Raw genomic sequence first — 23,312 nt, 5'->3', positions numbered from 1 at the left:
TGGGAGGATGTTCGAGCTTAGCTTTGTACTCGATTCTACCAGAGGCAGACTTGTTTCGGGAGACGGAGCGGGGGAATTCCGCGGCGTCTCGACCGATTCGAGGAAGGTGCGCCCCGGCGAGATATTCTTTGCCTTAAGGGGCGATAATTTCGACGGACACAAATTCGTAGACGAGGCTTTTCAAAAAGGGGCGGCAGGGGCTGTCGTCGAAGACGCCCCGGATTTAATGGGCTCCGGAAAGCCGGTCGTACTCGTCCCGTCTACGCTGACGGCACTCGGCGACCTCGCCTCCGCCTGGAGGATGAGCTTCCCGGCTTTAAAGCTCGCTGCAATTACGGGCTCGAACGGCAAAACGACGACGAAGGAAATGTCGGCGGCGATCGTTTCGCTCAGATTCAATACGCATAAGAACACGGGCAATTTTAATAACCTCATAGGGCTTCCCCTTACGCTCCTCGAACTCGACGGCGGCTGCGAAAGGGCGGTGGTCGAGCTCGGAATGAACGACTTCGGCGAGATAAGAAGACTTGCTGAAATTTCCCGCCCGGACGTCGGGACTATTACCAACATCGGAAGGGCCCACCTCGAAAAGCTCGGGGGACTCGACGGCGTGGCAAGGGCCAAGGGCGAGCTCGTGGAGCGGTTCGGCCCGGATAACGTGTTCGTCGTAAATCTCGATGACCCGCGCGTCGAGGAGATAGCGTCTAAAACAAACTCCGGGAAGCTTACGTACGGCATAAAGAACGAAAAGGCGTCCCTTCGTGCGAAGGATATAACGCAGGAGGGAACAGCCGGCATAAGGTTCGTAATGAGCCTTATGGGTAAGGACATGCCCGTTCGCATAAACGGGATAGGCCTCCATAACGTGATGAACGCCCTCTGTGCGGCCGGCATCGGGTATTCGCTCGGATGCGGGCCGGACGAGATAAAGGCCGGCCTCGAAGGATTCAGGCCCGGGAAGATGAGGCTGGAGGTCCTGAGGAGCCCGGCCGGATTCGGAATAATCAACGACACGTACAACGCCAACCCCGATTCTATGAGGAGCGCCGTTAACGAGCTTGTCACCCTTGCCGCCGGGGGCAGGTCGATAGCCGTAATCGGCGACATGCTGGAGCTCGGCGAAGCGAGCGGGCCTGAGCACAGGGCGCTCGGCGAATACATATCCGAAGCGGGCGTAGACGTCCTTGTCGCTTACGGGAGTTTCGGCGGCGACGTCGTAGAAGGGGCTGGAAAGGGCGTTCACGTGAAGACTCACGCCGACGCCGCCCGGGCGGTGGCCGAAGCCGCACGCGGGGGGGACCTGGTGCTCGTAAAGGGGTCACGGGGAATGCGCATGGAAGAAGTTACAAAGCTGCTCATGGAAGGAGCCTGAGGGAATGTTTTACCTTCTTTATCTGCTGAACGACGATTCTATACTGTTCAATGTATTCAGATACATCACCTTCCGTTCGTTCGGAGCCGGGGTGACGGCATTTCTGATAAGTCTCGTCCTCGGCGGTGTTTTCATCGGGTTTCTGACCAGAAGGCAGTTCGGCGAAAATATAAGGGACGACGGCCCCGAAACGCACAAATCCAAGGCCGGGACGCCGACCATGGGCGGGGCTTTTATAGTCGTGGCAATCATGTTTTCGGCCCTCCTCTGGACCAACGTCACGAGCGAGGTCGTCTGGGCGGTGATTCTTTTTACGCTTAGCTACGCACTCATAGGGTTTTTGGACGACTGGCTCAAATTCACGAGGAAAAAGGGTATGAGGGCGAGGGAGAAATTCATCCTCCAGATATTTTTCGCCTTCCTCTTCGTCCTCGTTCTCATGGCCGACATAGACGGGTTCAAGATGTCGCTCAGCGCGGACAAGGTGGCCGATTATCCATTCACGTCGGTAATGCTGCCGTTTTTTAAAAAGGCCGTCATAAACCTCGGATGGCTTTATCTCCCGTTCGCAGTGCTCGCCGTCGTCGGTGCGTCGAACGGCGTTAACCTGACGGACGGGCTCGACGGCCTCGCGATAGGGGCCATAATCGTCGCGGCCGGGACTTATATCGTATTCGCATACCTGGCAGGTAACGCGGAATTCTCGAAGTATCTTCAGATACCCTACATCCCCGAAGCCGGCGAGCTCGCGGTTTTTCTGGCGGCAGTCGGCGGGGCGTGTCTCGGGTTTCTCTGGTATAACTCGCACCCGGCGCAGGTCTTCATGGGCGACGTCGGCTCTCTTGCGCTCGGCGCGGCCATAGGCGCTGTAGCGCTCACGATCAAGCAGGAAATACTCCTTATCATAGTAGGCGGTTTATTCGCCGCGGAGGCGATGTCCGTCATACTTCAGGTCGGGTCATTCAAGCTCACACGGAAGAGGATCTTCAGGATGGCCCCTCTTCATCATCACTTCGAGCTAAGCGGATGGTCGGAGTCGAAGGTCGTGATACGCTTCTGGATAATATGCCTCGTCCTCGCCCTGTTCGCGCTGTCGACTTTGAAGCTGAGATAAGGAAGGAATGGCATAGATGTGTAAAGGCACGGTGAATGAAACCTGATGGAGCTTAAGGGAATGAAGGTGCTCGTCGTAGGGGCCGGAAAAACAGGGATGGAAACCGCCAGGTTCCTCGTCGGCAGGGGGGCGGCCGTCTCGCTCAGCGAGGGGGCCACTGCTGAAAAGCTCGGCGAGAAGGCCGAAGAGCTAAGGTCGCTCGGCGTCGAGCTCGAAACGGGCGGCCACACCGCCGGGACGTTCCTTGCGGCCGACGTCATAATACCGAGCCCGGGCGTGCCTTTTAACATTCCGCTGCTCGAAGAGGCGGCGAAGAGGGGCGTGGAGATAATGAGCGAGGTCGAGCTCGCTTCGAGGTTCCTGGACAAGCCGGTGATCGCCGTCACGGGCTCAAACGGCAAGACGACTACCTCTACTCTCATAGCCGGCATACTCGGAAGGGGCGGAAAGCGCGTATTCCTCGGCGCGAATATCGGAACGCCTCTCGTCTCCATAGTAGGAAAGGAGGACGAATACGACGTGCTCGTCCTCGAGCTCAGCAGCTTTCAGCTCCAGGGCGTAAAGACATTCCGCCCGAACGTCGCAGTCGTGCTGAACGTCTCTCCTAACCACCTAGATCATCACTCTTCGTTCGAGGAATACGCCGAGTCGAAGATGAACATATTCGCGAACCAGACCCCGGACGACTGGTGCATTTACAAGGCGGACGACGAGGTCATCGCCCGCTATGTAAATCGCATGAAGTCAAAGAGGCTCCCGTTCGGAGGTTCCGGAAACGCCGTATCTTACGACGGGATGAAAGTCGTATTCGACGGCGAGACCTACGACCTTACGGGAATGAAGCTCGCGGGTTATCACAACGTCGAGAACGTCATGGCGGCAATAGCCGCGACGCGCATAATGGGCGTGGAGGCGGGGGTAATAGAAGAAGCGATCGTCGGGTTCGACCCCCTGCCCCACAGGAACGAGCTCCTGGGAGAGATAAGGGGCGCGAAATTCTACAACGATTCCAAGTCGACGAGCCCGGGGGCGACGGAGCGCGCGCTCGAAAGCCTCCCCGCGCCGATCATTCTCATCGCCGGGGGAAAGGACAAGGGCGTAAGCTACGAGCCGCTCAGGAATTCTATAAAGGAGAAGGTGAAGCTCCTGGTCCTGTTCGGGGAGTCGAGGTTCAGGATGCGGGAGGATCTCGGCGGGGACGCCGAAACCGTCCTCGCGGATTCGCTCGAAGACGCGGTCGCCAAGGCGCTCGGGAGCCTCGCCCCGGGCGATACGGTGCTGTTCTCGCCGGCATGCTCTAGTTTCGACATGTTCGGCTCATACGAAGAAAGAGGAAGGAGGTATAAGGACATTGTTAGGAATATTTAATTCGGCGAAGGGTGGCAGTTACGATGTCGGCGTTATTCTCTCGGCCGCTTTCCTTACGGCCGTGGGCGTCCTCATGGTTTACAGCACGAGCTCGGTCTATTCGCTCGAGATGTACGGGAACGCGAATTATTTCCTTATACGTCATTCCGTATATCTCGCGATCGGCATTCTCTCGATGCTCGTCCTTATGCGTATCGATTACAGGCTCCTTAGAAAGCTTGTTTACCCGGCCTATCTATTCGGGCTCTTCATGCTGATAATCGTCCTCATCCCCGGGATAGGCAAGGAAGTCGGCGGCGCGCGTAGGTGGATAGACATAGGGTTCTTCACGTTCCAGCCGTCCGAGGTAGCGAAGTACATTCTGGTCTTTTATCTGGCTCATTCGCTCACGAAGAAAAGGGACAAGCTCGATAACTTCATCGTCGGCTTCGCGTCGCACGTCCTCATCGCCGGCGTATACGTTCTGCTGGTGCTCCTGGAGCCCGATTTCGGGAGCGCGACGATAATGCTGACAGTACTCTTCGGCATGCTTTTCATCGGCGACGTGAAGATGAAGTACCTCGTTCCGGTGGGCGTCATATCGGCTATATTCCTAGTCATCGCGATCATAACGAAGGGATACAGGATGAACAGGGTTACGTCGTTCATGGACCCGTGGCAGGACCCGCTCGGCTCGGGCTACCAGGCCATACAGTCCTTCATAGCCTTCGCCATGGGCGGGGTGTACGGAACGGGGCTCGGCGACAGCTCGCAGAAGCTCTTCTTCCTGCCGCAGGCGCATACGGACTTCATATTCTCTATAATAGGCGAGGAGCTGGGCTTCATCGGCATAGCGCTCGTTATAGCGGGCTTCGCGGTCCTCTTCATAAGGAGCCTCCGGGTTTCGCTCCGCGCCCCGGACCTCTTCGGGTGCTATCTCGTTTTCGGCTGCGTTCTCCTCATAGCGATTCAGGCGGGTATCAACATGGCCGTCGCCGTAGGGCTCTTCCCGACCAAGGGTCTCACGCTGCCTTTCATCAGCTACGGCGGCTCGTCGCTCATCGTGTGCCTCTCGGCAATAGGAATAATATTGAACGTCTCGCGCTCGGGTGCGAGATGAAGGTTATAATCGCCGGCGGCGGCACGGGCGGGCATATATTCCCCGCGATCTCCGTCGCCGAGGAGGTACTGGGGAGGGACGGCCCCAACGAAGTGCTGTTCGTCGGCACGAAGACCGGGCTCGAAAACGAGATTCTCTCGAAAAGGGGTTACAGGATAGAGCACATAACCGCGAGGGGGATGAAGGGGAGCGGAATGGCAAGGAGCGTGAAGGCCGTTTTCGCGGCGATAACCGGCGTATCCGAGTCGATGTCGATCCTTAAGTCTTTTAAGCCCGACGTCGTTTTGGGTGTGGGCGGTTACGTTTCGGGGCCGATGGTGCTCGCGGCGTCTTTACGCGGCGTGCCGACTGCGATATGCGAGCAGAACGCCTATCCCGGAATCGCGAACCGTATTCTAGGAAAGTTCGTGAAAAAGGTATTCACCACGTTCGACGACGCTGCTGCGTTCTTCCCCCGCGGGAAGGTCGTAGTGACCGGCAACCCCGTAAGGAGGGACATACTCTCGGGAAATCCCGGCGCTAACAAGCCGGAAGGGCTTACTATACTCGTTTTCGGCGGAAGCCAGGGCGCACGGAGGCTGAACGTTTCCGTCCCCGAGGCGCTTTCGATGCTCGGGAGGAGCGATTTGTCCGTCATTCACCAGGCCGGCGCGAAGGACGTCGAGATCGTGAAAAAGGCGTATGAAGATTACGGCATTACCGCGCGCGTCCTGCCGTTCATAGACGACATGGCTGGGAGCTACGCCGAGGCCGATTTCGTCGTGGCGCGCTCGGGCGCGGGCACGGTCGCCGAGATCACGGCGCTCGGGAAACCGTCGCTCCTGATACCCTACCCCTACGCCACCAACGATCACCAGACGGCCAATGCACGGGCGCTCGAAAGGGCGGGCGCCGCTATCGTTATGCAGGACAGCGAGGCAGAGCCCGGGAATCTCGCGGGGGCATTGACCAACGTCCTTCAGAAAGACAAACTAGATAGAATGTCCCGGGCGGCTCTTGCGCTCGGGAAGCCGGGCGCGGCTTCGGATATAGTCGACCGGATATATATGCTGGCAGGAGTGAATTAGTGTACGGAAGAATCGAGCGGTTACATTTCGTGGGCATCGGCGGCATAGGCATGAGCGGAATAGCCGAAGTCCTCGTAAACATGGGATATACGATAACGGGCTCCGACATGAAGGAGTCCGCCACCGTGAAAAGATTAAGGGAGGTCGGGGCGACGGTGACCATAGGCCACAGCCCTGAAAACGTGGAAGGGGCGGGCGTAGTCGTCGTGTCCTCGGCCGTGAACGAACGAAACCCCGAGGTCGTCGAAGCGAGGCGCGCGGGCATACCCGTCATCCCGAGGGCGCAGATGCTGGCGGAGCTCATGAGGCTCAGGTACGGCATTGCGGTCGCCGGGAGCCACGGAAAGACGACAACGACGTCGATGATTTCGGCCGTCCTTTCCCACGGAGGACTCGACCCGACGATAGTGGTCGGCGGAAAGGTGAAGACGATGGGCACGAACGCCCGCCTGGGAAAGGGGAGCTTTATGGTCGTCGAGGCCGACGAGAGCGACGGCTCGTTCCTCCTCCTCTCGCCGGTTATCTCCGTCCTGACGAATATAGACGAGGAGCACCTCGACCATTACAAAACGTTCGCCGGGCTCGAAAAGGCGTTTACGGACTTCGTGAACAAGGTGCCGTTCTACGGGCTTTCGGTCCTGTGTACGGACTGCCCGAACGTAAGGCGCATAGCGGAGTCCTTCGAAAAAAGGGCGGTCACGTACGGGTTTAACGGGGACGCCTCTCTCCGCGCCGAGAACGTCAGGATAAGCGGGTTCAGGACTGAATTCGACGTCATTCTCGACGGCTCGCCGCTCGGAAGCATAACACTCAACGTCCCCGGGATGCACAACGCACAGAACGCCCTCGCGGCGGTGGCGGTCGGGATGGAGCTCGGGATGACGTTCGGGCAGGTGAAGGAAGGCCTCGCAGAGTTCAGCGGCATAGACAGGCGGCTTCAGATAAAGGGACAGGGAAAGGACGTCCTCGTCCTCGACGATTACGCCCACCATCCTAACGAGATAAGGGCCACTCTGAGCGCCGTCAAGGATTCGGGGCTCGGGAGGATAGTCGCCATATTCCAGCCGCACAGATATTCGAGGACGCGCCTTCTCTTCGACGATTTCACGCGCGCACTTTTAGACACGGACATGCTCTATTTGCTGGATATTTACCCTGCCGGGGAAGAGCCCATAGAGGGCGTGTCGTCGAAAGCGCTCTACAAATCGTTAAAGGAATCCGGGCATAAGAATGTCTTTTATTCGAACGGCAGCGGAGAGGATATAGTTACCACGGTGATGAAGGCCGTAAAACCGGGGGACGTCGTAATAACGCTGGGGGCCGGTAACGTATGGATGGTCTCGGAAAGGATAGCAGAGGAAATCGGATGAGGGCTTTCGAGCGGAGTGCTCAGGAAATGGGGTGCGAGGTCGCGCGGCAGTACCCGATGAGCAGGTATACGTCGCTCAGGGTAGGCGGCGAGGCGGATCTGGTCGTCACCCCGGGTAGCGTCGGCGAGCTCTGCAGGCTGCTCGACATTCTTTCGGGCTCGGACATACCTTGGGTGGTCCTCGGGGCGGGCTCGAACACGGTCGTCTACGACGGCGGGATAAAGGGCGTCGTCATATCCACGACCAGGCTCCGCAATATCGAGATAAAGGAAGACGCTACTGTCCACGCGGAGACGGGGGCCATACTCGGGGCGATACTAAACAAGACTATAAAGGCAGGGCTTACCGGGTTCGAATTCGCGGCCGGCATACCGGGGACGGTCGGCGGCGGGGTGTTCATGAACGCCGGCGCAAACGGGGGCGAGATAAAGGACGCGCTCACGCGTGTGTGGGTGTGGTCGGGCGGGCGCGAGGTAGAGATTAAAAGGGAAGACATAAAATTCGAATACAGGAAGAGCCACCTTCCGCCCGGGTGCGTGATTACGAGGGCCGAATTCGGCCTCAGGCCCGGCGACAAGGCGGCAATCGAAAAGAACGTTAAGGAATACATGGAAAAGAGGAGCCGGACGCAGCCCATCAAGATGTCGAACACGGGCTCCATATTCAAGAACCCGCCCGAGATAGCCGCCGGGAGGCTCATCGAGGAGCTCGGCCTCAAGGGATACGGCATCGGCGGCGCGCGCTTTTCGGAGCTCCACGCGAATTTTATAATAAACGCCGGGGGCGCGACCGCCAGCGACGTGCTTTCGCTTATAGAGACGGCCAAAAAAGAGGCGCGGGAAAAGAGGGGAATAACCCTCGAAACCGAAGTAAGGATCATAGGGAAGATATAGGCTTGGAAGAGAACAGCGGGTTCGCCTGGAAGAAGGTCATAATAGCGGCTTCCGTTTTCGTCGTCGTGGCGGCGATAGCGGCGGCCTGCTACGTCACGCTCCGCCTCGGCATGTTCACAGTCGAGGAGGTAGTGGTCACGGGCAACAACCGCATCCCGACCAAGGAGATAATAAAGCGCTCCGGAATCAGGGAAGGCGTCAGCAGCATCTTCTTTTTCGAGGACCAGGTCGAGGAAGACATAAAGAAAAACCGCTGGATAAGCACCGTCGAAGTCGTAAAGGAATTCCCTAAAAAAGTTCACATAGAGATCGAGGAAGCCGAGGTTTTTTGCATAGTGCTCGGGGAAGAGGGAAAGCCCCTTTACATGAGCCGTGACGGGCAGGTGCTCGACACCGGGAATTTCGATCTCGGTCTTGATTTTCCGGTCCTTATCGGCGAAGGTATAAAGGACCCGGAACTACTGAACGAGGCCCTCGATATACTGGAATTATCCAAAAACAGCAGCACGCTGAAGTGGGATGACATATCGGAGGTCCACGTCGATTCCCTTTACGGAATAAACGTATTCACGAACGACAAGCTAAGAATTGAATTCGATAGAGACAAGATAGCCGAGAAGTGGGACAATCTGGAAAAGATACTCAGGTATTCGGACACTCTCGGCCTTTCGGAGTCGTACATCAACGTGAGCTCGGGCTCGAAAGGGGTCGTGAATTTCAGATAGCCGGAAAAGAGTGCTGGAGCACAGGATGGGTAGTGAGAGAGAAATAATAGTCGGTCTCGATATCGGGACCACCAAAATCTGCGCCATCGTCGGCGAAGTCAATCCCAAGACGGGCGAAGTCGAAATAATAGGGGTCGGAACCTATCCCTCCTACGGCTTAAAGCGCGGCGTGGTCGTAAACATAGACAACACCATACAGTCCGTTAAGCACGCGGTAGAGGAAGCCGAGCACATGGCCGGCTGCGAGATAAGGACCGTGTTCGTAGGCATAGCCGGCGGCCACATAAAAGGCATAAGCGGCCACGGGATGATAACGATCCGCGACCGCGAGGTCTCGAAAAAGGACATCGAAAGGGTCATCGAATCCGCAAACGCCGTGCTCATACCGGCCGACAGGGAAATAATCCATGTCATTCCGCAGGAATACATCATAGACGGGCAGAGCGGCATAAGGGACCCGATAGGAATTTACGGTATAAAGCTCGAAACGAGGGTCCATATAGTTACGGGGCAGGTGACGGCCGCACAGAACCTCGTAAAGTGCATACACGGCGCGGGTATGGACGTCGCGGACGTCGTCCTCGAGCAGCTCGCGTCGAGCGAGGCCGTGCTCACCGACGACGAGAAGGAAATAGGCGTCGTCCTCATAGACTGCGGCGGCGGAACGACGGACATCGCGATATTCATAGGCGGCAGTATAAGGTATACGGAGAACGTGACCCTGGGCGGGGACAACATCGACAGGGACATCGCCCTCGGCCTTTCGACGCCCCTTGCCGAAGCGAGGAGGATAAAGGAGAAATACGGGACGGCCATCGCCGACATGGTTTCTCCGGACGAGATGATAGAGGTGCCGAGCGTCGGCGGCAAGCACTTCAGGAAGATATCGCGTAAGGACCTCGCAATGGTTATAGAGCCGAGGATGGACGAAATTTTTTCGCTCGTAAAGAGGGAGATAAAAAAGTCGGGCCTCGAGGATATGATGCCGGCCGGGGCCGTTATCACCGGCGGGAGCGTCATAATGAACGGCACCGTGGAGCTCGCCGAGATGATACTCGAAATGCCCGTCAGGATGGGTATTCCGACGGACGTAGGGGGCCTTACGGACATTATCGCCAACCCCGTTTATTCGACGGGAGTCGGGCTCGTTTTGTACGGCGTCGATTACAAGGGGGACAAGAAGCTCCGCATAAGGGACGAGAATGTGTTCAAAAAAATATTTGATAGCATGAAAAACTGGTTTCAGGAGTTTTTTTAGGTTAAAATGGATTAACGCAGCACGAGGAGGGTTCCCATATATGGCAAATTTTGAGCTTGAAGATACAGGCTTGGAACAAAAAGCAAAAATAAAAGTAATAGGGGCCGGCGGAGCCGGCGGAAACGCAGTAAACGCCATGATCGAAAGGGGTCTTCAGGGCGTTGAATTCATAGTAGCCAACACGGACTCACAGGACTTAAGGAAATCCCTCGCACACACAAAAATTCAGATAGGCAACAGAACGACCAAGGGGCTCGGTTCGGGCGGCAACCCCAACCTCGGGCGCGAAGCCGCTATCGAGGACCAGATTAAAATTGCCGAAGCGCTCGAAGGCGCGGACATGGTTTTCATAACCGCGGGCATGGGCGGCGGAACGGGCACGGGGGCGTCCCCGATACTCGCGCAGGCTTCGAAGGACATTGGCGCCCTTACCGTGGGCGTCGTGACGAAGCCCTTCGGTTTTGAAGGCCAGAAGAGAAACAGGCAGGCCCTCGAAGGAATAGAAAATCTCGAAAAAGAAGTAGACACCCTGATCGTGATACCAAACGACAGGCTCACCGAAGTGCACAAGGTATCGATACTCGACGCCTTCACGCGCGCCGACGAGGTGCTCCACCAGGCCGTGCGCGGCATATCGGACATCATCACCGGCACGGGCTATATCAACGTTGACTTTGCCGACGTGAAGAGCATCATGGGAGAGAACGGCGGGAAGGCCCTCATGGGATCGGGGTACGCCGAGGGCAGCAACAGGGCCATAGAGGCGGCCGAGGCGGCCATAACGAGCCCGCTCCTCGAAGATATTTCGATAGAGGGAGCGACCGGCATACTCTTAAACGTTACGGCTTCTCCCGACTTCGGTATCGAAGAGCTCAACGAAGCCTGTAACTACATCAAGGACAGGGCTCACGAGGACGTGAACCTCATCTTCGGTCTCGTCGTAAACCCGGATTTCAAGGAAGCGGTACAGCTTACCGTAATCGCCACCGGAATTCAGAGCGCCGCGGCCGCAGCCGCGCCGCGGTTCGGGAAGATAGTCACCAAGATTCCGACCGACATCGGGGACGACGAGTTCGAGATCCCCGCATTCATCAGAAGACGCGGAATAAAAGAAGGCCAGTAAAAGGGGACGGGGGACGAGAGCTCCCCCGTTCGACTTACCCTTCCCCGAGCGGAACGAGAATAGGGCGAAACTCCACCCGCCGGGCGGGCTTTCCCGACTTTGTATTATTCCAACCTGAATACGTAGATTACCGGAACGTTTATTCCACGATCTGGGCTTGATCGTAAGAGCCGGTCCTGCCGGGGATGGCCTGCTCGAAAGACAGGCTCAGCCTGGGAGCGTCGCTCCAGAGGCTCTCTATGTCGTAGAATTTACGGTAGGGCTCGTAGAAGACGTGCACTACGACGTCTGCCGAGTCCACGAGCACCCAGTTGCCCTCGGCGTAGCCTTCTATGCCGATTATTTTCTGACCGAGCTCGTCGAGCTTCTTTTCTATATTGTCTACTATGGTTTTTACGCCCCTCGTGGAGTTTGCGCTGCACACGAGGAAATAGTCGGTTACGTCGCTCTTGTTTCTTACATCCATGAGCACGGGATTCTCGGAATTCTTCTCCCATGCGGCGTGGGCAAGGGCCAGGGCTTTCTTTTTGGAGTTTATAGGGCAGCCTCCGTGTCGTAGAGTTTGTGAACGGATATATATCCGGCGACGCCGTCCGGAACGAGGTACCTTACGGACGCGCCTTCGTTTACGCAAGTCCTTATTTCCGTTGAAGAAATTTCAAGCCCCTGGAAACGGGTGAAAGCTATTATTTTCGAATGGCTGTTGATGTAGGATATCACTTTATCTTCACTATTATGATAACTAAAATCCTTTTTAAGGGCAAGCGGTAATGACGGGAAGCCGTCGTCCTGACCGGGCCTTCCGATGACGGCGAAGTTCGAAAGCGTAAAGAGCTCGCTGTAATCCCTCCATGTTTCGATGTGCGAAAAAAGCTCGCTTCCGACTATGAAGAAAAATTCGGCGTCGGGGTGGGCCGACGTGAGATGCCGGAGCGTTTCGACCGTGTAAGAGGTAGTTTTCTTTTCGAGCTCGTAGGTATTGATGCCGAAAAACGGGTTCGGCTCGACCGCGATTTCGAGCATTTTGAGCCTGTGAATCGAAGGGGTGATGTTCTTGTTCTTATGCGGCGGTATGGCCGAAGGAACGAACCATACGCGGCTGAGATCGAGAGTCTCCCTTATTTCCTCGGCGGCCCGGAGGTGCCCGAAGTGGACCGGGTCGAATGTCCCTCCGAATAGGCCGATTCTGTCTTTGACCGCCGTGTCGGCGGAGGGAAGAACATTCATCTTCCCGCCTCTTTCTTTTTTAGATAGCCCTCGACCATGAGCTCTTCGCCGAGCTTCGTGATTTTAATATCATGTATCTGTATCGCGTTCCTGACGCTCTCGATCCCGAGCCCGTCTATCATCCCGACGCCGTCGCCGCCCAGTATCTTCGGGGCGTAGAAGAAGGCTGTCTTGTCGACTATGCCCGCCTTGAGCGCATTTGCCGCGACCTTGCCGCCGCCTTCTACGAGAACGCTTACGATCTCGTTTCGTGCGAGCTCGCGCATGAGCTTTTTCATGTCGGGAAGGCCGTTCCTGTCGCGGCCGACTTCGAGCACGCGGGCCCCCGCTTCTTCGAGGCGCTTCTTCTTCGCGGGGTCGGCCGGCTTTACTGTCGCGATAATCACGGTGCCGTGTGTGCCGAAAACACTCGACCGGGGAGGCGTCCTGAGCGTCCTGTCGAGTATCACGGGCACGGGCTGGCGTATCTCGCGGCCCGGGAGCCTCGCGTTTAACCTCGGGTCGTCCTTTAGAACAGTCCCCACGCCTACTACGACGGCGTCGGACGCGCTCCTCAGCCTGTGCGCAAGCTTTCTCTGATTCTCGCTCCCTATCCACTTCGAATCCCCTGTAGAGGCGGCTATCTTGCCGTCGAGCGTCGCCGCGAGCTTCAAGGTTACGAACGGCATTCCCGAGGTTATGTATTTATTGTACGCCTCGTTCAGCCTTAGGGCCTTTTCTTCGAGGACGAACGGGATGACCTCCACGCCCTCGTCCCTCAGTATGGAGAAACCGTTCCCGCAGACTTTCGGGTTAGGATCGCCGGCCCCTACGACGACGCGTTTTATGCCCTTTTCGATTATCGTGTTTACGCAGGGAGGGGTTCTTTTGCCCTCGTGGCAGCAGGGCTCGAGCGTGACGTAAAGCGTGGCGCCCTTTACTTTATGGTTGTGCCTCTCGGCGTCCGCGATCGCCTCTATCTCGGCGTGCGGGAGGCCCGCCATCTTATGATAGCCCTTTCCGATGATCTTTCCGCCCTTTACCAGCACCGCACCGACGAGGGGGTTCGGGCTCGTCATGCCCTCGGCCTTCCGGGCGAGCTTAAGGGCCATCGACATGTACCTGCTGTGCTGATCCCTCTGCATCTTAACTTAAGTTTACTAATCCAGGCTGTAAAGGGAACTGCGCCGCCGCTTCAATGAACCGTCTCCCCGCCCTCGTAAAAGAGGGCCTCCACGAACTCTTCGGCGTTGAACTCCCTCAGGTCCCCGAGGGCCTCGCCTATACCGATGAACCTTACGGGTATGTTGAGCTCGTCGGCGATCGCTATTATCACCCCGCCCTTGGCCGTGCCGTCTAGCTTCGTCAGCACGATTCCCGTAACTCCGAGGGCGTCGTTGAACATCTTGGCCTGCTGAACGGCGTTCTGGCCGGTCGTGGCGTCAAGGACGAGGAACGTCTCGTGGGGCGCGCTTTCCATCTCGCGCGAAATGACGCGCTTCATCTTCTTTATCTCGTCCATGAGGTTGCCCTTGGTGTGGAGCCTGCCGGCGGTGTCGATGATGAGGATGTCCGTCCCGCGGGCGGATGCGGCCTTGACCGCGTCGAACGCGACGGAGGACGGGTCGGCGCCGCTGTGTCCCTTGATGAAATCGGTTCCGACACGCTTGGACCATACTTCGAGCTGCTCCGTGGCCGCCGCCCTGAACGTATCGCCTGCAGCGACCATGACCTCACGGTTTTCTTTCTTGAACCTGCTGGCGAGCTTGCCTATGGACGTCGTCTTGCCGACGCCGTTTACGCCCGCGATCATTATGACGAACGGCTTTTCCGACATCGAAAGCGGCTTTGCCTCGGCGCCCTTAAGTATGGCGAGGATCTCTTCCTTGAGTGCGTCGGTTATCGCCCCGGAGTCGGAGAGCGACTTTTTCTTCAGCTTCTCCTGGACCCTTTCCCTGAGCTTCATTGTCGTCCCCATGCCGAGGTCGGCCATTATGAGCGTTTCCTCGAACTCGTCCCAGAGGTCGTCGTTTATCTCCCTGTTCGAAATCACCTCGCCGAGTTTGCCGAGAAACCCGGTGTGGGTTTTCGAGAGCCCTTTTCTCAGCCTCGCAAAGAGCCCTTCTTTCGTTTCGGGGACTTCTTCGACTACGGGCTCGGGCTCCGGCTTGGGCTCGGGGACAGGAGCAGGGGCCTCCGTCACAGGAGCGGGTTCGGGCTCGGCCGGGGCCGATTTCGCCTCCCGGACGGGCTCGACGGGAAGGGGCTTCGGCTCGGGCAGCGGGGCCGGCTCGGGGGCCGGTTTTACCTCGCGGGCGGGCGGGGCCTCTCTTTTTACCGGCACCGGCTCGGGCTCGCCTATCACCTCGTGAGGCGGGGCCTTGAACACCTCTAAATCGGGCGGCGGAACCGCTTTTGCCTCGGGCTCCTCTTCCAACGGGGCCTTCGACTCCGGCTGGGCGGGCTCCTTGGGCTTCTTCTCCTCGAAAAGAAACGAGAGTATAAATGCCACGATCAGTAGAACGATGAATATCGCGGCCACTGCGGCAAGGTCCGAGTACGGACTCGGCAGCATGGTGTTTATGTATGAAAATATTTCTTCCATAATAATGTAAAGCCTCCTTAAAAACCGCCTTTAGATCCTGCTCTCTCCCGCGCTGTCTGTGCCGCGCCGGTTTTAGGATAACATAAGCGAAGTATGTATTTCCCCGCCCCCGTCATCCGGAAAGGTTAATATACTTTTAAGGGGCGGGTTTTCAATATCGACTGTCCACTGTCCCGGATATTACCAGCACGGACGTTTTTGGCGCGGCATAACCCGCGGGAAAGCAAGGATGTTTTTTCGATACTTGAACAGCCGAAGGCGTCATGGATATAATAGAAGGAATGTCCGGCGGTTTTGTCCATCTCCACCTCCACTCGCAGTATTCGCTCCTCGACGGGGCTATAAAGTTCGATGACCTTTTTCCCCAGGCGAAGGAATTCGGGATGGAAGCCGTGGCGCTAACGGATCACGGGAATCTTTTCGGCGCGTACGACTTCTACAAGTCCGCCGTGGGCGCGGGCATAAAGCCTATTATCGGCTGCGAGCTTTACATAACCCCGAAGCTGAACCGCGACAACCCATCCGACGGGAAGACGCATCACCTTACGGTCCTGTCGATGAACCGCGAGGGGTACAGGAACCTCTCGCAGCTCGTCACCAAGGCATACTTCGACGGATTCTACAGGCGGCCCCGAATCGACCACGAGCTCCTCGACCGGCACAGGGAAGGGCTAATAGTCTTGAGCGGCTGCCTCAACAGCGAGCTGTCGAAGGCTATTTTCAGTAAGGACATGAACGCAGCGCTGGGCGTCGCCTCTATGTACAGGGAGATGTTCGGCGACAGGTATTACCTGGAGGTGCAGGCAACCGGGCTCCCCGAGCAGAAGAGGGTTAACAAGAAGGTGAAGGAGATCGGCGAGAAGCTGAATATCCCCGTCGTCGCGACGAACGACTGCCATTTCCTCCGGCAGAGCGATTCGCGTCCGCACGACGCGCTCCTTTGCATACAGACGGGCTCTTCGCTCCAGGACGAGAACAGGTTCAAGTTCCAGGGGGACCAGTATTACCTAAAGTCCGAGGGCGAGATGCTGCGCGACCTCGAAGGGTTCGAAGACGCCATACGGATGACGGGAGAGATCGCGAAGAGGTGCAATTTTGAATTCGAGCGCGACGGGTACAAGCTCCCCGAATTCGAGGTCGAGGGCGGGAAGTCTCTCGACGAGCACATGGCGGAGCTCGCGAGGCAAAGGCTCGCGGAGCGTGTAAAGAGCGGCGAAATACCCGAAGAAAAATCGGGCGAGTACACGGAAAGGCTCGAAACCGAGATCGAAATAATCCAGAAGATGGGTTTTTCGGGATACTTCCTGGTAGTCGCCGACTTTATAAACTACGCGAAGTCGAACGGAATCCCCGTAGGGCCGGGGCGCGGAAGCGCCGCCGGGAGCCTCGTCGCATACATACTGGGCATTACCGGCGTCGACCCGATTCCTTACAACCTCATCTTCGAAAGGTTCCTTAACCCCGAGCGCGTCAGCATGCCCGACATAGACATAGACTTCTGCGCCGAGGGACGGGACGAGGTCATACGGTACGTCACGCGGAAATACGGCGAGGACAAGGTCGCCCAGATTGGGACGTTCGGGACCATGTCGGCCAAGGCCGTCGTCAAGGACGTTGGCAGGGTGCTAGGCATCCCCTATGCGGACGTGGATAAGGTGACGAAGCTCATACCGAGCTTCAGGGGCAAGGTGTTCAGCATCGACAAGGCGCTCGAAAGCGTCCCCGAGATGAGGAAGCTTATCGAAGGCTCGCCCCAGCTGCAGGAGCTTATCGAGCTCGCGAGGCCCCTCGAAAACATGGTGCGTCATTCCTCGACGCACGCCGCGGGAATAGTGATAGCCAACGAGCCGCTCGCCGACCACATACCTCTATACAAAGGCGCCAACAACGAAATCGTGACCCAGTTCGACATGACCACGGTCGAAGAGCTCGGCTTCGTGAAGTTCGACTTCCTCGGCCTCAAGACGCTGACCGTAATAGACAAGGCGCTTAAGCTCATAAAGGAAAACTACGGCGGCGACGGCATCCTCGACATAAATAAAATCCCGCTCGACGATCAGGCCGTTTACAGCCTCCTCGCGAGCGGCAAGACCCGCGGTATATTCCAGATCGAATCGTCGGGCATGAAAGAGCTCCTGGCGAAGCTCCAGCCGACGGACTTCGAGGACATCATCGCTGTCCTCGCCCTTTACAGGCCGGGCCCTCTCGACAGCGGGATGGTCGATGAATACATCAGCCGGAAGCACGGGAAGAAGGTTCAGTATCCGCTGCCCGAGCTCCAGGAGGTTCTCAAAGACACCTACGGACTCTTCGTCTACCAGGAGCAGATAATGAAGACGGCGAGCGTCGTTGCGAGCTACAGCCTCGGTGAAGCCGACCTTCTCCGGCGCGCCATGGGCAAGAAGAAGCCCGAGGAGATGAAGGCCCAGAGGGAAAGGTTCCTCACCGGCGCGAAGGAAAAGGGCATAAAGGACAAAAAGGCAGAGGAGATATTCGACGCGATGGAGAAGTTCGCCGAGTACTCCTTCAACAAGAGCCACAGCACCGCCTACGCACTCATAACGTATCAGACCGCATACCTAAAGACTCATTACCCGGCCGAGTTCATGGCCGCGCTTATGTCGGTCGAATCGGGCAACACCGATAAGGTCATATCCAGCATCACCGAATGTAAGCAGATGGGAATTCCCGTGCTCGCGCCGGACGTGAACGTGAGCCTCGACGGCTTTACGGCGTCTAACGGCAGCATACGCTTCGGGCTCGCCGCGATAAAGAACGTCGGCGAAGGGACGGTTGAAGCTATAATCAACGCCCGGCGGGAGAAGGGGAAGTTCTCTTCCATCTTCGAATTCTGTGAGAACGTCGAGGCGCGGAGGCTGAATAGAAGAACCTTCGAAAGCCTCATAAAGAGCGGCGCGTTCGACTCGCTCGGCGTAAACAGGGCGAGCCTGATGGAGTCCCTGGATACGCTCCTCAGCTACACGTCGATAAGGCAGAAGAGCTCGGTAGACGGGCAGCACAGCCTTTTTTCTCTTAGCGACGCGATCGCGCTCCCTAAGCTCGCCGAGTTGGAAGAATGGGGCGAGAAGGAGCTCCTTAAGAACGAGATGGACATGCTGGGGTTTTACGTCACCAGCCATCCTCTTACGAAGTATCTCTCCGAGCTCGGAAAGGCGTCGATTATCGACACAGAGTCGCTCCTCGAAATAAAGGAGAAGCAGGAAGTCACGGTGGCGGGCGTCGTGCGTACCCTTACCGTAAAGCACACGAAGAGCGGCACGGGGATATTCGGGAACCTCACGATCGAGGACCTTAACGGGTCCATCGAGATTGTAATATTCAACGACCTTTTGAGGAAGTCGCTCCACCTGCTCGAAGATAAGATAGAGCCAGTGATCATAAAAGGCGTGCTCGAGCCCGGAGAGGACAGGGTGAAGATGCGCGCCGTCGAAATCATGCCGATAAAGGGCATGCGGAGCGGCTCTACGGTTCACATAAGCCTCGGTAACGGATCGCTGAGGGAGGAAAACCTGGTCCGCCTGAAGGAGATACTCAACTCCTACCCGGGGCAGGCGCTGGTGCACGTTCACCTCGAAACCGATCACGGAGAGGCTGTCATAGAGGTCGAGGACAACAGGGTGGACATCGAGGATAATTTTATATACGAAGTCGAGTCGCTCCTGGGCAAGAACTCGCTCAGGCTTTCCTAATCTTCCGCGAGTGCGGAGTCTATAATTTCTTTCAGCTTATCGGGGTCGCTGGTTACGACGAAGACTTCCTGTACGGAAGTGCCGCTCCTGGCTATGAGCTTTGCGCCGCTCACGGTGCTGTACCTGTACCTGACTTCGAGGTTCTCCCCCGTTTTCCTGGCGACTTTTATCTCGCCGGGGATTATCGATTCGACAAAATCCTGCGTCGAGAGCCTGTCTTCGAGGAATCTTCTAAGCCCCTTGATTATGCTGTGTTGACGCTTGATTTTGTTCTTCCTGTGTTTCATCTGCCTTGAGCGGTATTCGCGGTTTGGGTTAAATATACAAGGATATTGCCTTCTTTCCTAACGGTTGGCCGCGCCGCGTGAGCGGCGCGTCAAATATGCGGCGGGTGACCCACGTATGAAAAGGATAACGGGGCTCGATTTCGACAACACTTACAGGAGGCTCCCCGGGGATTTTTACGACGACGTCCGCCCGACGCCGCTCGAGAATCCCCGCCTGGTTTCTTTTAACCCCGACGCGGCCGCGCTCATAGACCTCGACCCCGAAGAAGTGAATAACCCGGACTTGCCTCTTTACCTCTCGGGAGCGAGGGCTATACCGGGCTCGGAGCCTCTCGCGATGTACTACACCGGGCACCAGTTCGGCGTCTATAACCCAGACATAGGCGACGGGAGGGCGATACTCCTGGGCGAGGTCAGGAATTCGCGCGGCGGCAAATGGGACCTCCATCTTAAGGGGGCCGGGAGGACGGCTTACGCCCGCGTATTCGACGGAAGGGCCGTGCTCAGGTCCGTCATACGGGAGTACCTCGGCGGGGAGGCGATGCACGGCCTCGGCATTCCTACGACGCGGGCGCTTTCGATAGTCGGCAGCGACGAGAAGGTCGAGCGCGAGACGACCGAGAGGGGGGCGATGCTGCTCAGGATGGCGGAGACGCACGTCCGGTTCGGCTCCTTCGAGGGGTTCCACTACACGGGACGCGGGGACTACGTGAAGCTCCTGGCGGATTACGTGATAGAGGGCTTCTTTCCTCACCTCGCAGGGGAGGACGACAGGTACGCCTCGTTCTTGTCCGGGGTCGTGGACAGGACCGCGAAGCTGATCGCACTGTGGCAGGCATGCGGGTTCACGCACGGCGTCATGAATACGGACAACATGTCGATTATAGGGCTCACGCTCGATTACGGCCCGTTCGGATTCTTCGAAGAGTACAGCCCGGAATATATTCCGAACCACTCTGACCACTTCGGAAGATATTCGTTCGGCAACCAGCCGTCGATAGCGCTCTGGAATTTCCAGAAACTGGCGGAAGCCCTCGGGAGCGTCGTTCCCCGCGAGATATCGCAGGAGATAGTGTTCAATTTCCGCGGGCTCTACGGGAAATACTATCTCGAAATCATGAAGCAGAAGCTGGGACTTCTCTCGGACGACCCCAGGGATCCGGCGCTGATAAAGGGCCTTCTCTCTATACTGGAAGAAACTAAAACCGACTATACGAATTTCATGAGGGGGCTGGGCGATTTTTCGGCCGAGGACGGTGCAAGAAACGAACACCTCGCGCGGATGCTCGGCGAAAGTTCGGCGTTCAGGGAATGGGCCGCAGCATACAGGGTAAGGCTTGTATCCGAAGGGAGTGTCGATAGGGAGCGGAAGAAAGCGATGGACTCCGTTAATCCGAAATATATTCTAAGAAATTATCTCGCCGAAAGGGCGATAAGAAAGGCCGAGGACGAGGGCGATTACTCCGAGATAGAAAGGCTCCGGGTCCTTCTCAAAAATCCCTTTTCGGAGCAGCCGGGTTGGGGCGAGTATTCGAAACCGGCCCCGCCCTCCGAGCGCGGGCTCGTCATAAGCTGCTCGTCGTAGGATACGGCCTCGGGACGGGTAGGGCCCCCGTTACTTACCTTCGAGGTAAGCGGCGATAATCTTCTTTACCCCGTGAGCGAGGAAAGAAACCGTGACCTTCGCGGTGTCCCCTTCGCCCTCGACCTTCGTAATCGTCCCCGGCCCGAAAGACGAGTGATGTATCTTCTGCCCCGGTTTATAACGCGGGTTCCCCGGTTTCGGCGGCGGGGGTGCCGCCGCACTCGAAGCGCTCACGGTACGCCTCTTGGCCGCTTTACTCCTCGGGGCGAAGCTGCGGGCGCTTTCCCTGAGCAGTCCGCCGTAATAATTCTTCACTTCGATCAGCTCCTCGGGGAGCTCGGATACGAACCTCGAAGGGGTCGGACGCTCTTCCTTGCCGAAGAACCTCCTGCTCCGCGCGCCGGTGAGGTAAAGCTTTTCCCTCGCGCGGGTGATTCCGACGTAAAAAAGCCGCCTCTCTTCCTCGACGTCGCCGTCGTCCTTTATAGAGTTGTAATGCGGGATGAGCTTTTCTTCCATTCCTATAATAAAGACGACGGGGAATTCGAGCCCCTTCGCGCTGTGGAGAGTCATGAGCGCAACGCGCTCTTCCTTGCCACTGTAGCTGTCGATGTCGCTCGATAGCGTGATCCTGTCGAGAAATTCCCTGACCCCGGCCCCTTCCTCTTCCCTTTCGAATTCGGCGGCGATGTTGAAAATTTCGCCGACGTTTTCGCGCCTCTCGGGCTCTTTCTCTAAAAGCTCCAGGTATCCCGTCTTTTCGAGTATCCTGTCTATCGTCTCGCCGATGCCGTGGTCTTTTTCGAATTCTATCAGGCCATCGAGCACCGAAAGAAATTTCTTGAGGGCTAGTACGGTCCTCTGAGGGAATAAATTCTCCGCGATCGATTTCCTTATAGCCTCGACGAAAGGGATGTCCTCATTGGCGGCGAGCCGGATCACTTCGTCTATAGTGCTCTTCCCTATGCCGCGCGGCGGGACGTTGATAATCCTCCGGAGGCTGAGGTCGTCGTTCGGGTTCGCTATCACTCGTAGAAACGCCGTGAGGTCCCTTATCTCGGCCCTCTGGTAAAATCCCGTGGCGCCTACTATAGTGTAGGGGACGTCCCTCCGGAGAAGCTCTTCCTCGATCACCCTCGACTGGTTGTTGGTCCTGTAAAATACAGCAATGTCCCTGTAGGATCTGCCGCCGGAGGCCTCGGACTCTATCCCGGAGACTACGTACCTCGCCTCTTCCCTCTCGTCCACGGCCTCGTAATACGAGAGCTTCTCGCCCTCGGGGTTATCCGTCCAGAGGTTCTTCTCGTGCCTGTTCCTGTTCTTCGTTATGAGCCCGTTCGCGGCGTTAAGGATGTTCTTCGTGGACCTGTAGTTCTTTTCGAGCTTGATTATGCTCGAGCTCGGGAAATCCTTCTCGAAGTTGAGAATGTTCGAGATGTCGGCCCCTCTCCATCCGTAGATCGACTGGTTGTCGTCCCCGACGACGAATATGTTTTGGTGCTTTCCGGACAGCATCCGGACTATCCTGTACTGGATGTGGTTCGTGTCCTGGTACTCGTCCACCAGTATGTGGCGGAACTGCTCCTGGTAAGCCTCCAGCACCTCGGGCCTTTCCTCGAAGAGCCTGACCGTAACGTGCAGCAGGTCGCCGAAGTCGAGCGCGTTCAGCTTACGCATCTCCTTTTCATAGAGCTCGTATATGTTCGACAGGTGCTCGTCGAGCTCGTCGTTGCCGGTGTCGCCGGGTTTGCCGCCCCTGTTCTTGGCGCGGTCTATGCGCGTCCTCACGAACCTGGGCTCGAGCCCCCTCTCGCCGATGTTGAGCCGCGCCATGCATTCCTTGATGAGGCGTACCTGGTCGGCGTCGTCGTATATGGCGAAGTTACGGTCAAAGCCGGGGAGCTTGTCGATGTCGCGCTTCAGTATCCTGAGAGCCGTCGAATGGAACGTCCCTATCCAGAGGCTCCTCGCACGGTCGGGTATAAGGTGCGAAACGCGCTCCCGCATCTCGTTCGCGGCCTTGTTAGTGAACGTTACGGCGAGTATGCGGTGCGGGCTTACGCCCTCTTTAGTGACGAGGTGCGAGATTCGTTCCGTTATTATCTTCGTCTTGCCCGAGCCGGCGCCGGCGAGGACCAGGAGCGGCCCCCCGGGGTGCGTAACCGCGGCGTGCTGGGACGGATTAAGGGTATCTTTTTTCGCTGTAGTCATGTGTGCTCGTAAGAGTCGTGCGGGGTGAAAAAGCCTTCGATTTAATGGCTGGGGCGGGTGGACTCGAACCACCACAGCAGGCTCCAAAGGCCTGAGTCCTGCCAATTAGACGACGCCCCAACGCATAGGGCCTAAGGTTACCAAGATTTGGGTGCCAAGGCAAAAATTCTCGGACGGGACGCGCTTGACAGGTGTGGTATTATATAAGAAAATAACACTCTTCTTGAAATCAGGAGCGCGTAGCTCAGGGGGAGAGCGCTTGCTTGACACGCAAGAGGTCGCAGGTTCAAATCCTGCCGTGCTCACCACACACTACTGG

18 protein-coding genes and 2 tRNA genes are annotated in these 23,312 nt (G+C 57.2%); 13 read left to right on the top strand and 7 right to left on the bottom strand.

From position 1 onward, the window contains the following. Positions 1-7 precede the first annotated feature (7 nt). From murF to ftsZ, 10 genes are all read left to right on the top strand, one after another. Positions 8-1,372, top strand: coding sequence for a UDP-N-acetylmuramoyl-tripeptide--D-alanyl-D-alanine ligase (gene murF, locus PKC29_07395; GenBank protein ID HML95239.1), 1,365 nt, complete (start codon positions 8-10; stop codon positions 1,370-1,372). Positions 1,373-1,376: 4 nt separating this feature from the next. Then, positions 1,377-2,486, top strand: coding sequence for a phospho-N-acetylmuramoyl-pentapeptide-transferase (gene mraY, locus PKC29_07390; protein HML95238.1), 1,110 nt, complete (start codon positions 1,377-1,379; stop codon positions 2,484-2,486). A gap of 45 nt (positions 2,487-2,531) precedes the next feature. Then, entirely contained in the window at positions 2,532-3,854 is a 1,323-nt protein-coding gene (gene murD / locus PKC29_07385; protein HML95237.1) for a UDP-N-acetylmuramoyl-L-alanine--D-glutamate ligase, read from the top strand. After that, a complete protein-coding gene (gene ftsW / locus PKC29_07380; GenBank protein HML95236.1) occupies positions 3,838-4,953 on the top strand; it encodes a putative lipid II flippase FtsW in 1,116 nt (371 codons plus the stop codon). Before murD ends, ftsW begins: the two co-directional genes overlap by 17 nt. Further along, positions 4,950-6,020: an undecaprenyldiphospho-muramoylpentapeptide beta-N-acetylglucosaminyltransferase gene (gene murG, locus PKC29_07375; GenBank protein HML95235.1), complete on the top strand. Its 1,071-nt coding sequence runs from the start codon at positions 4,950-4,952 to the stop codon at positions 6,018-6,020. The genes ftsW and murG overlap by 4 nt, the downstream gene beginning before the upstream one ends. After that, positions 6,020-7,390: a UDP-N-acetylmuramate--L-alanine ligase gene (gene murC / locus PKC29_07370; GenBank protein HML95234.1), complete on the top strand. Its 1,371-nt coding sequence runs from the start codon at positions 6,020-6,022 to the stop codon at positions 7,388-7,390. Before murG ends, murC begins: the two co-directional genes overlap by 1 nt. Beyond that, positions 7,387-8,283, top strand: a complete 897-nt coding sequence (murB, locus tag PKC29_07365) for a UDP-N-acetylmuramate dehydrogenase (GenBank protein ID HML95233.1) — start codon at positions 7,387-7,389, stop codon at positions 8,281-8,283. The genes murC and murB overlap by 4 nt, the downstream gene beginning before the upstream one ends. 2 nt (positions 8,284-8,285) lie before the next feature. After that, the gene (locus PKC29_07360) at positions 8,286-9,008 is read left to right on the top strand and encodes an FtsQ-type POTRA domain-containing protein (GenBank protein ID HML95232.1); all 723 of its coding nucleotides are present in this window, start codon (positions 8,286-8,288) and stop codon (positions 9,006-9,008) included. 25 nt (positions 9,009-9,033) lie between these two features. Beyond that, the gene (ftsA, locus tag PKC29_07355) at positions 9,034-10,266 is read left to right on the top strand and encodes a cell division protein FtsA (protein ID HML95231.1); all 1,233 of its coding nucleotides are present in this window, start codon (positions 9,034-9,036) and stop codon (positions 10,264-10,266) included. 70 nt (positions 10,267-10,336) lie between these two features. Next, positions 10,337-11,389, top strand: a complete 1,053-nt coding sequence (ftsZ, locus tag PKC29_07350; protein HML95230.1) for a cell division protein FtsZ — start codon at positions 10,337-10,339, stop codon at positions 11,387-11,389. A gap of 139 nt (positions 11,390-11,528) precedes the next feature. Here ftsZ and rsfS read toward each other — a convergent pair whose 3' ends face one another. Genes rsfS through ftsY form a run of 4 tightly spaced genes read right to left on the bottom strand, consistent with a single transcriptional unit; the run spans position 11,529 to position 15,200 of the window. Beyond that, complete coding sequence (gene rsfS, locus PKC29_07345) at positions 11,529-12,023, bottom strand: ribosome silencing factor (protein ID HML95229.1); 495 nt, start codon at positions 12,021-12,023, stop codon at positions 11,529-11,531. After that, positions 11,924-12,616 (bottom strand): nicotinate-nucleotide adenylyltransferase, encoded by a 693-nt coding sequence (nadD, locus tag PKC29_07340; protein ID HML95228.1) that lies wholly within the window; start codon positions 12,614-12,616, stop codon positions 11,924-11,926. Before nadD ends, rsfS begins: the two co-directional genes overlap by 100 nt. Further along, the gene (gene ribD, locus PKC29_07335) at positions 12,613-13,740 is read right to left on the bottom strand and encodes a bifunctional diaminohydroxyphosphoribosylaminopyrimidine deaminase/5-amino-6-(5-phosphoribosylamino)uracil reductase RibD (GenBank protein HML95227.1); all 1,128 of its coding nucleotides are present in this window, start codon (positions 13,738-13,740) and stop codon (positions 12,613-12,615) included. Before ribD ends, nadD begins: the two co-directional genes overlap by 4 nt. A gap of 50 nt (positions 13,741-13,790) precedes the next feature. Further along, on the bottom strand, positions 13,791-15,200 hold the full coding sequence (ftsY, locus tag PKC29_07330) for a signal recognition particle-docking protein FtsY (protein HML95226.1): 1,410 nt from the start codon (positions 15,198-15,200) through the stop codon (positions 13,791-13,793). A gap of 263 nt (positions 15,201-15,463) precedes the next feature. Here ftsY and dnaE point away from each other — a divergent pair, with 263 nt between their 5' ends. Then, entirely contained in the window at positions 15,464-18,910 is a 3,447-nt protein-coding gene (gene dnaE, locus PKC29_07325) for a DNA polymerase III subunit alpha (protein ID HML95225.1), read from the top strand. Here dnaE and PKC29_07320 read toward each other — a convergent pair. Then, on the bottom strand, positions 18,907-19,197 hold the full coding sequence (locus PKC29_07320; GenBank protein HML95224.1) for a DUF2103 domain-containing protein: 291 nt from the start codon (positions 19,195-19,197) through the stop codon (positions 18,907-18,909). The genes dnaE and PKC29_07320 overlap by 4 nt on opposite strands. 115 nt (positions 19,198-19,312) lie before the next feature. Here PKC29_07320 and PKC29_07315 point away from each other — a divergent pair, with 115 nt between their 5' ends. Then, positions 19,313-20,782: a YdiU family protein gene (locus PKC29_07315; protein HML95223.1), complete on the top strand. Its 1,470-nt coding sequence runs from the start codon at positions 19,313-19,315 to the stop codon at positions 20,780-20,782. A gap of 30 nt (positions 20,783-20,812) precedes the next feature. On the opposite strand, the gene PKC29_07310 is transcribed toward PKC29_07315, so the two are convergent. Both PKC29_07310 and PKC29_07305 read right to left on the bottom strand, forming a co-directional pair. Next, positions 20,813-22,993: a UvrD-helicase domain-containing protein gene (locus PKC29_07310; GenBank protein ID HML95222.1), complete on the bottom strand. Its 2,181-nt coding sequence runs from the start codon at positions 22,991-22,993 to the stop codon at positions 20,813-20,815. 45 nt (positions 22,994-23,038) lie between these two features. Then, positions 23,039-23,113, bottom strand: a tRNA-Gln gene (locus PKC29_07305). 113 nt (positions 23,114-23,226) lie between these two features. On the opposite strand from PKC29_07305, the gene PKC29_07300 reads away from it, so the two are divergent. Then, positions 23,227-23,301, top strand: a tRNA-Val gene (locus PKC29_07300). Positions 23,302-23,312: the final 11 nt, after the last annotated feature.

It is taken from the genome of Thermodesulfobacteriota bacterium, assembly GCA_035325995.1.
GTDB lineage: Bacteria > Desulfobacterota_D > UBA1144 > Nemesobacterales > UBA2774 > JADLGH01.
This window is presented reverse-complemented; position numbering and strand designations above follow the sequence as displayed.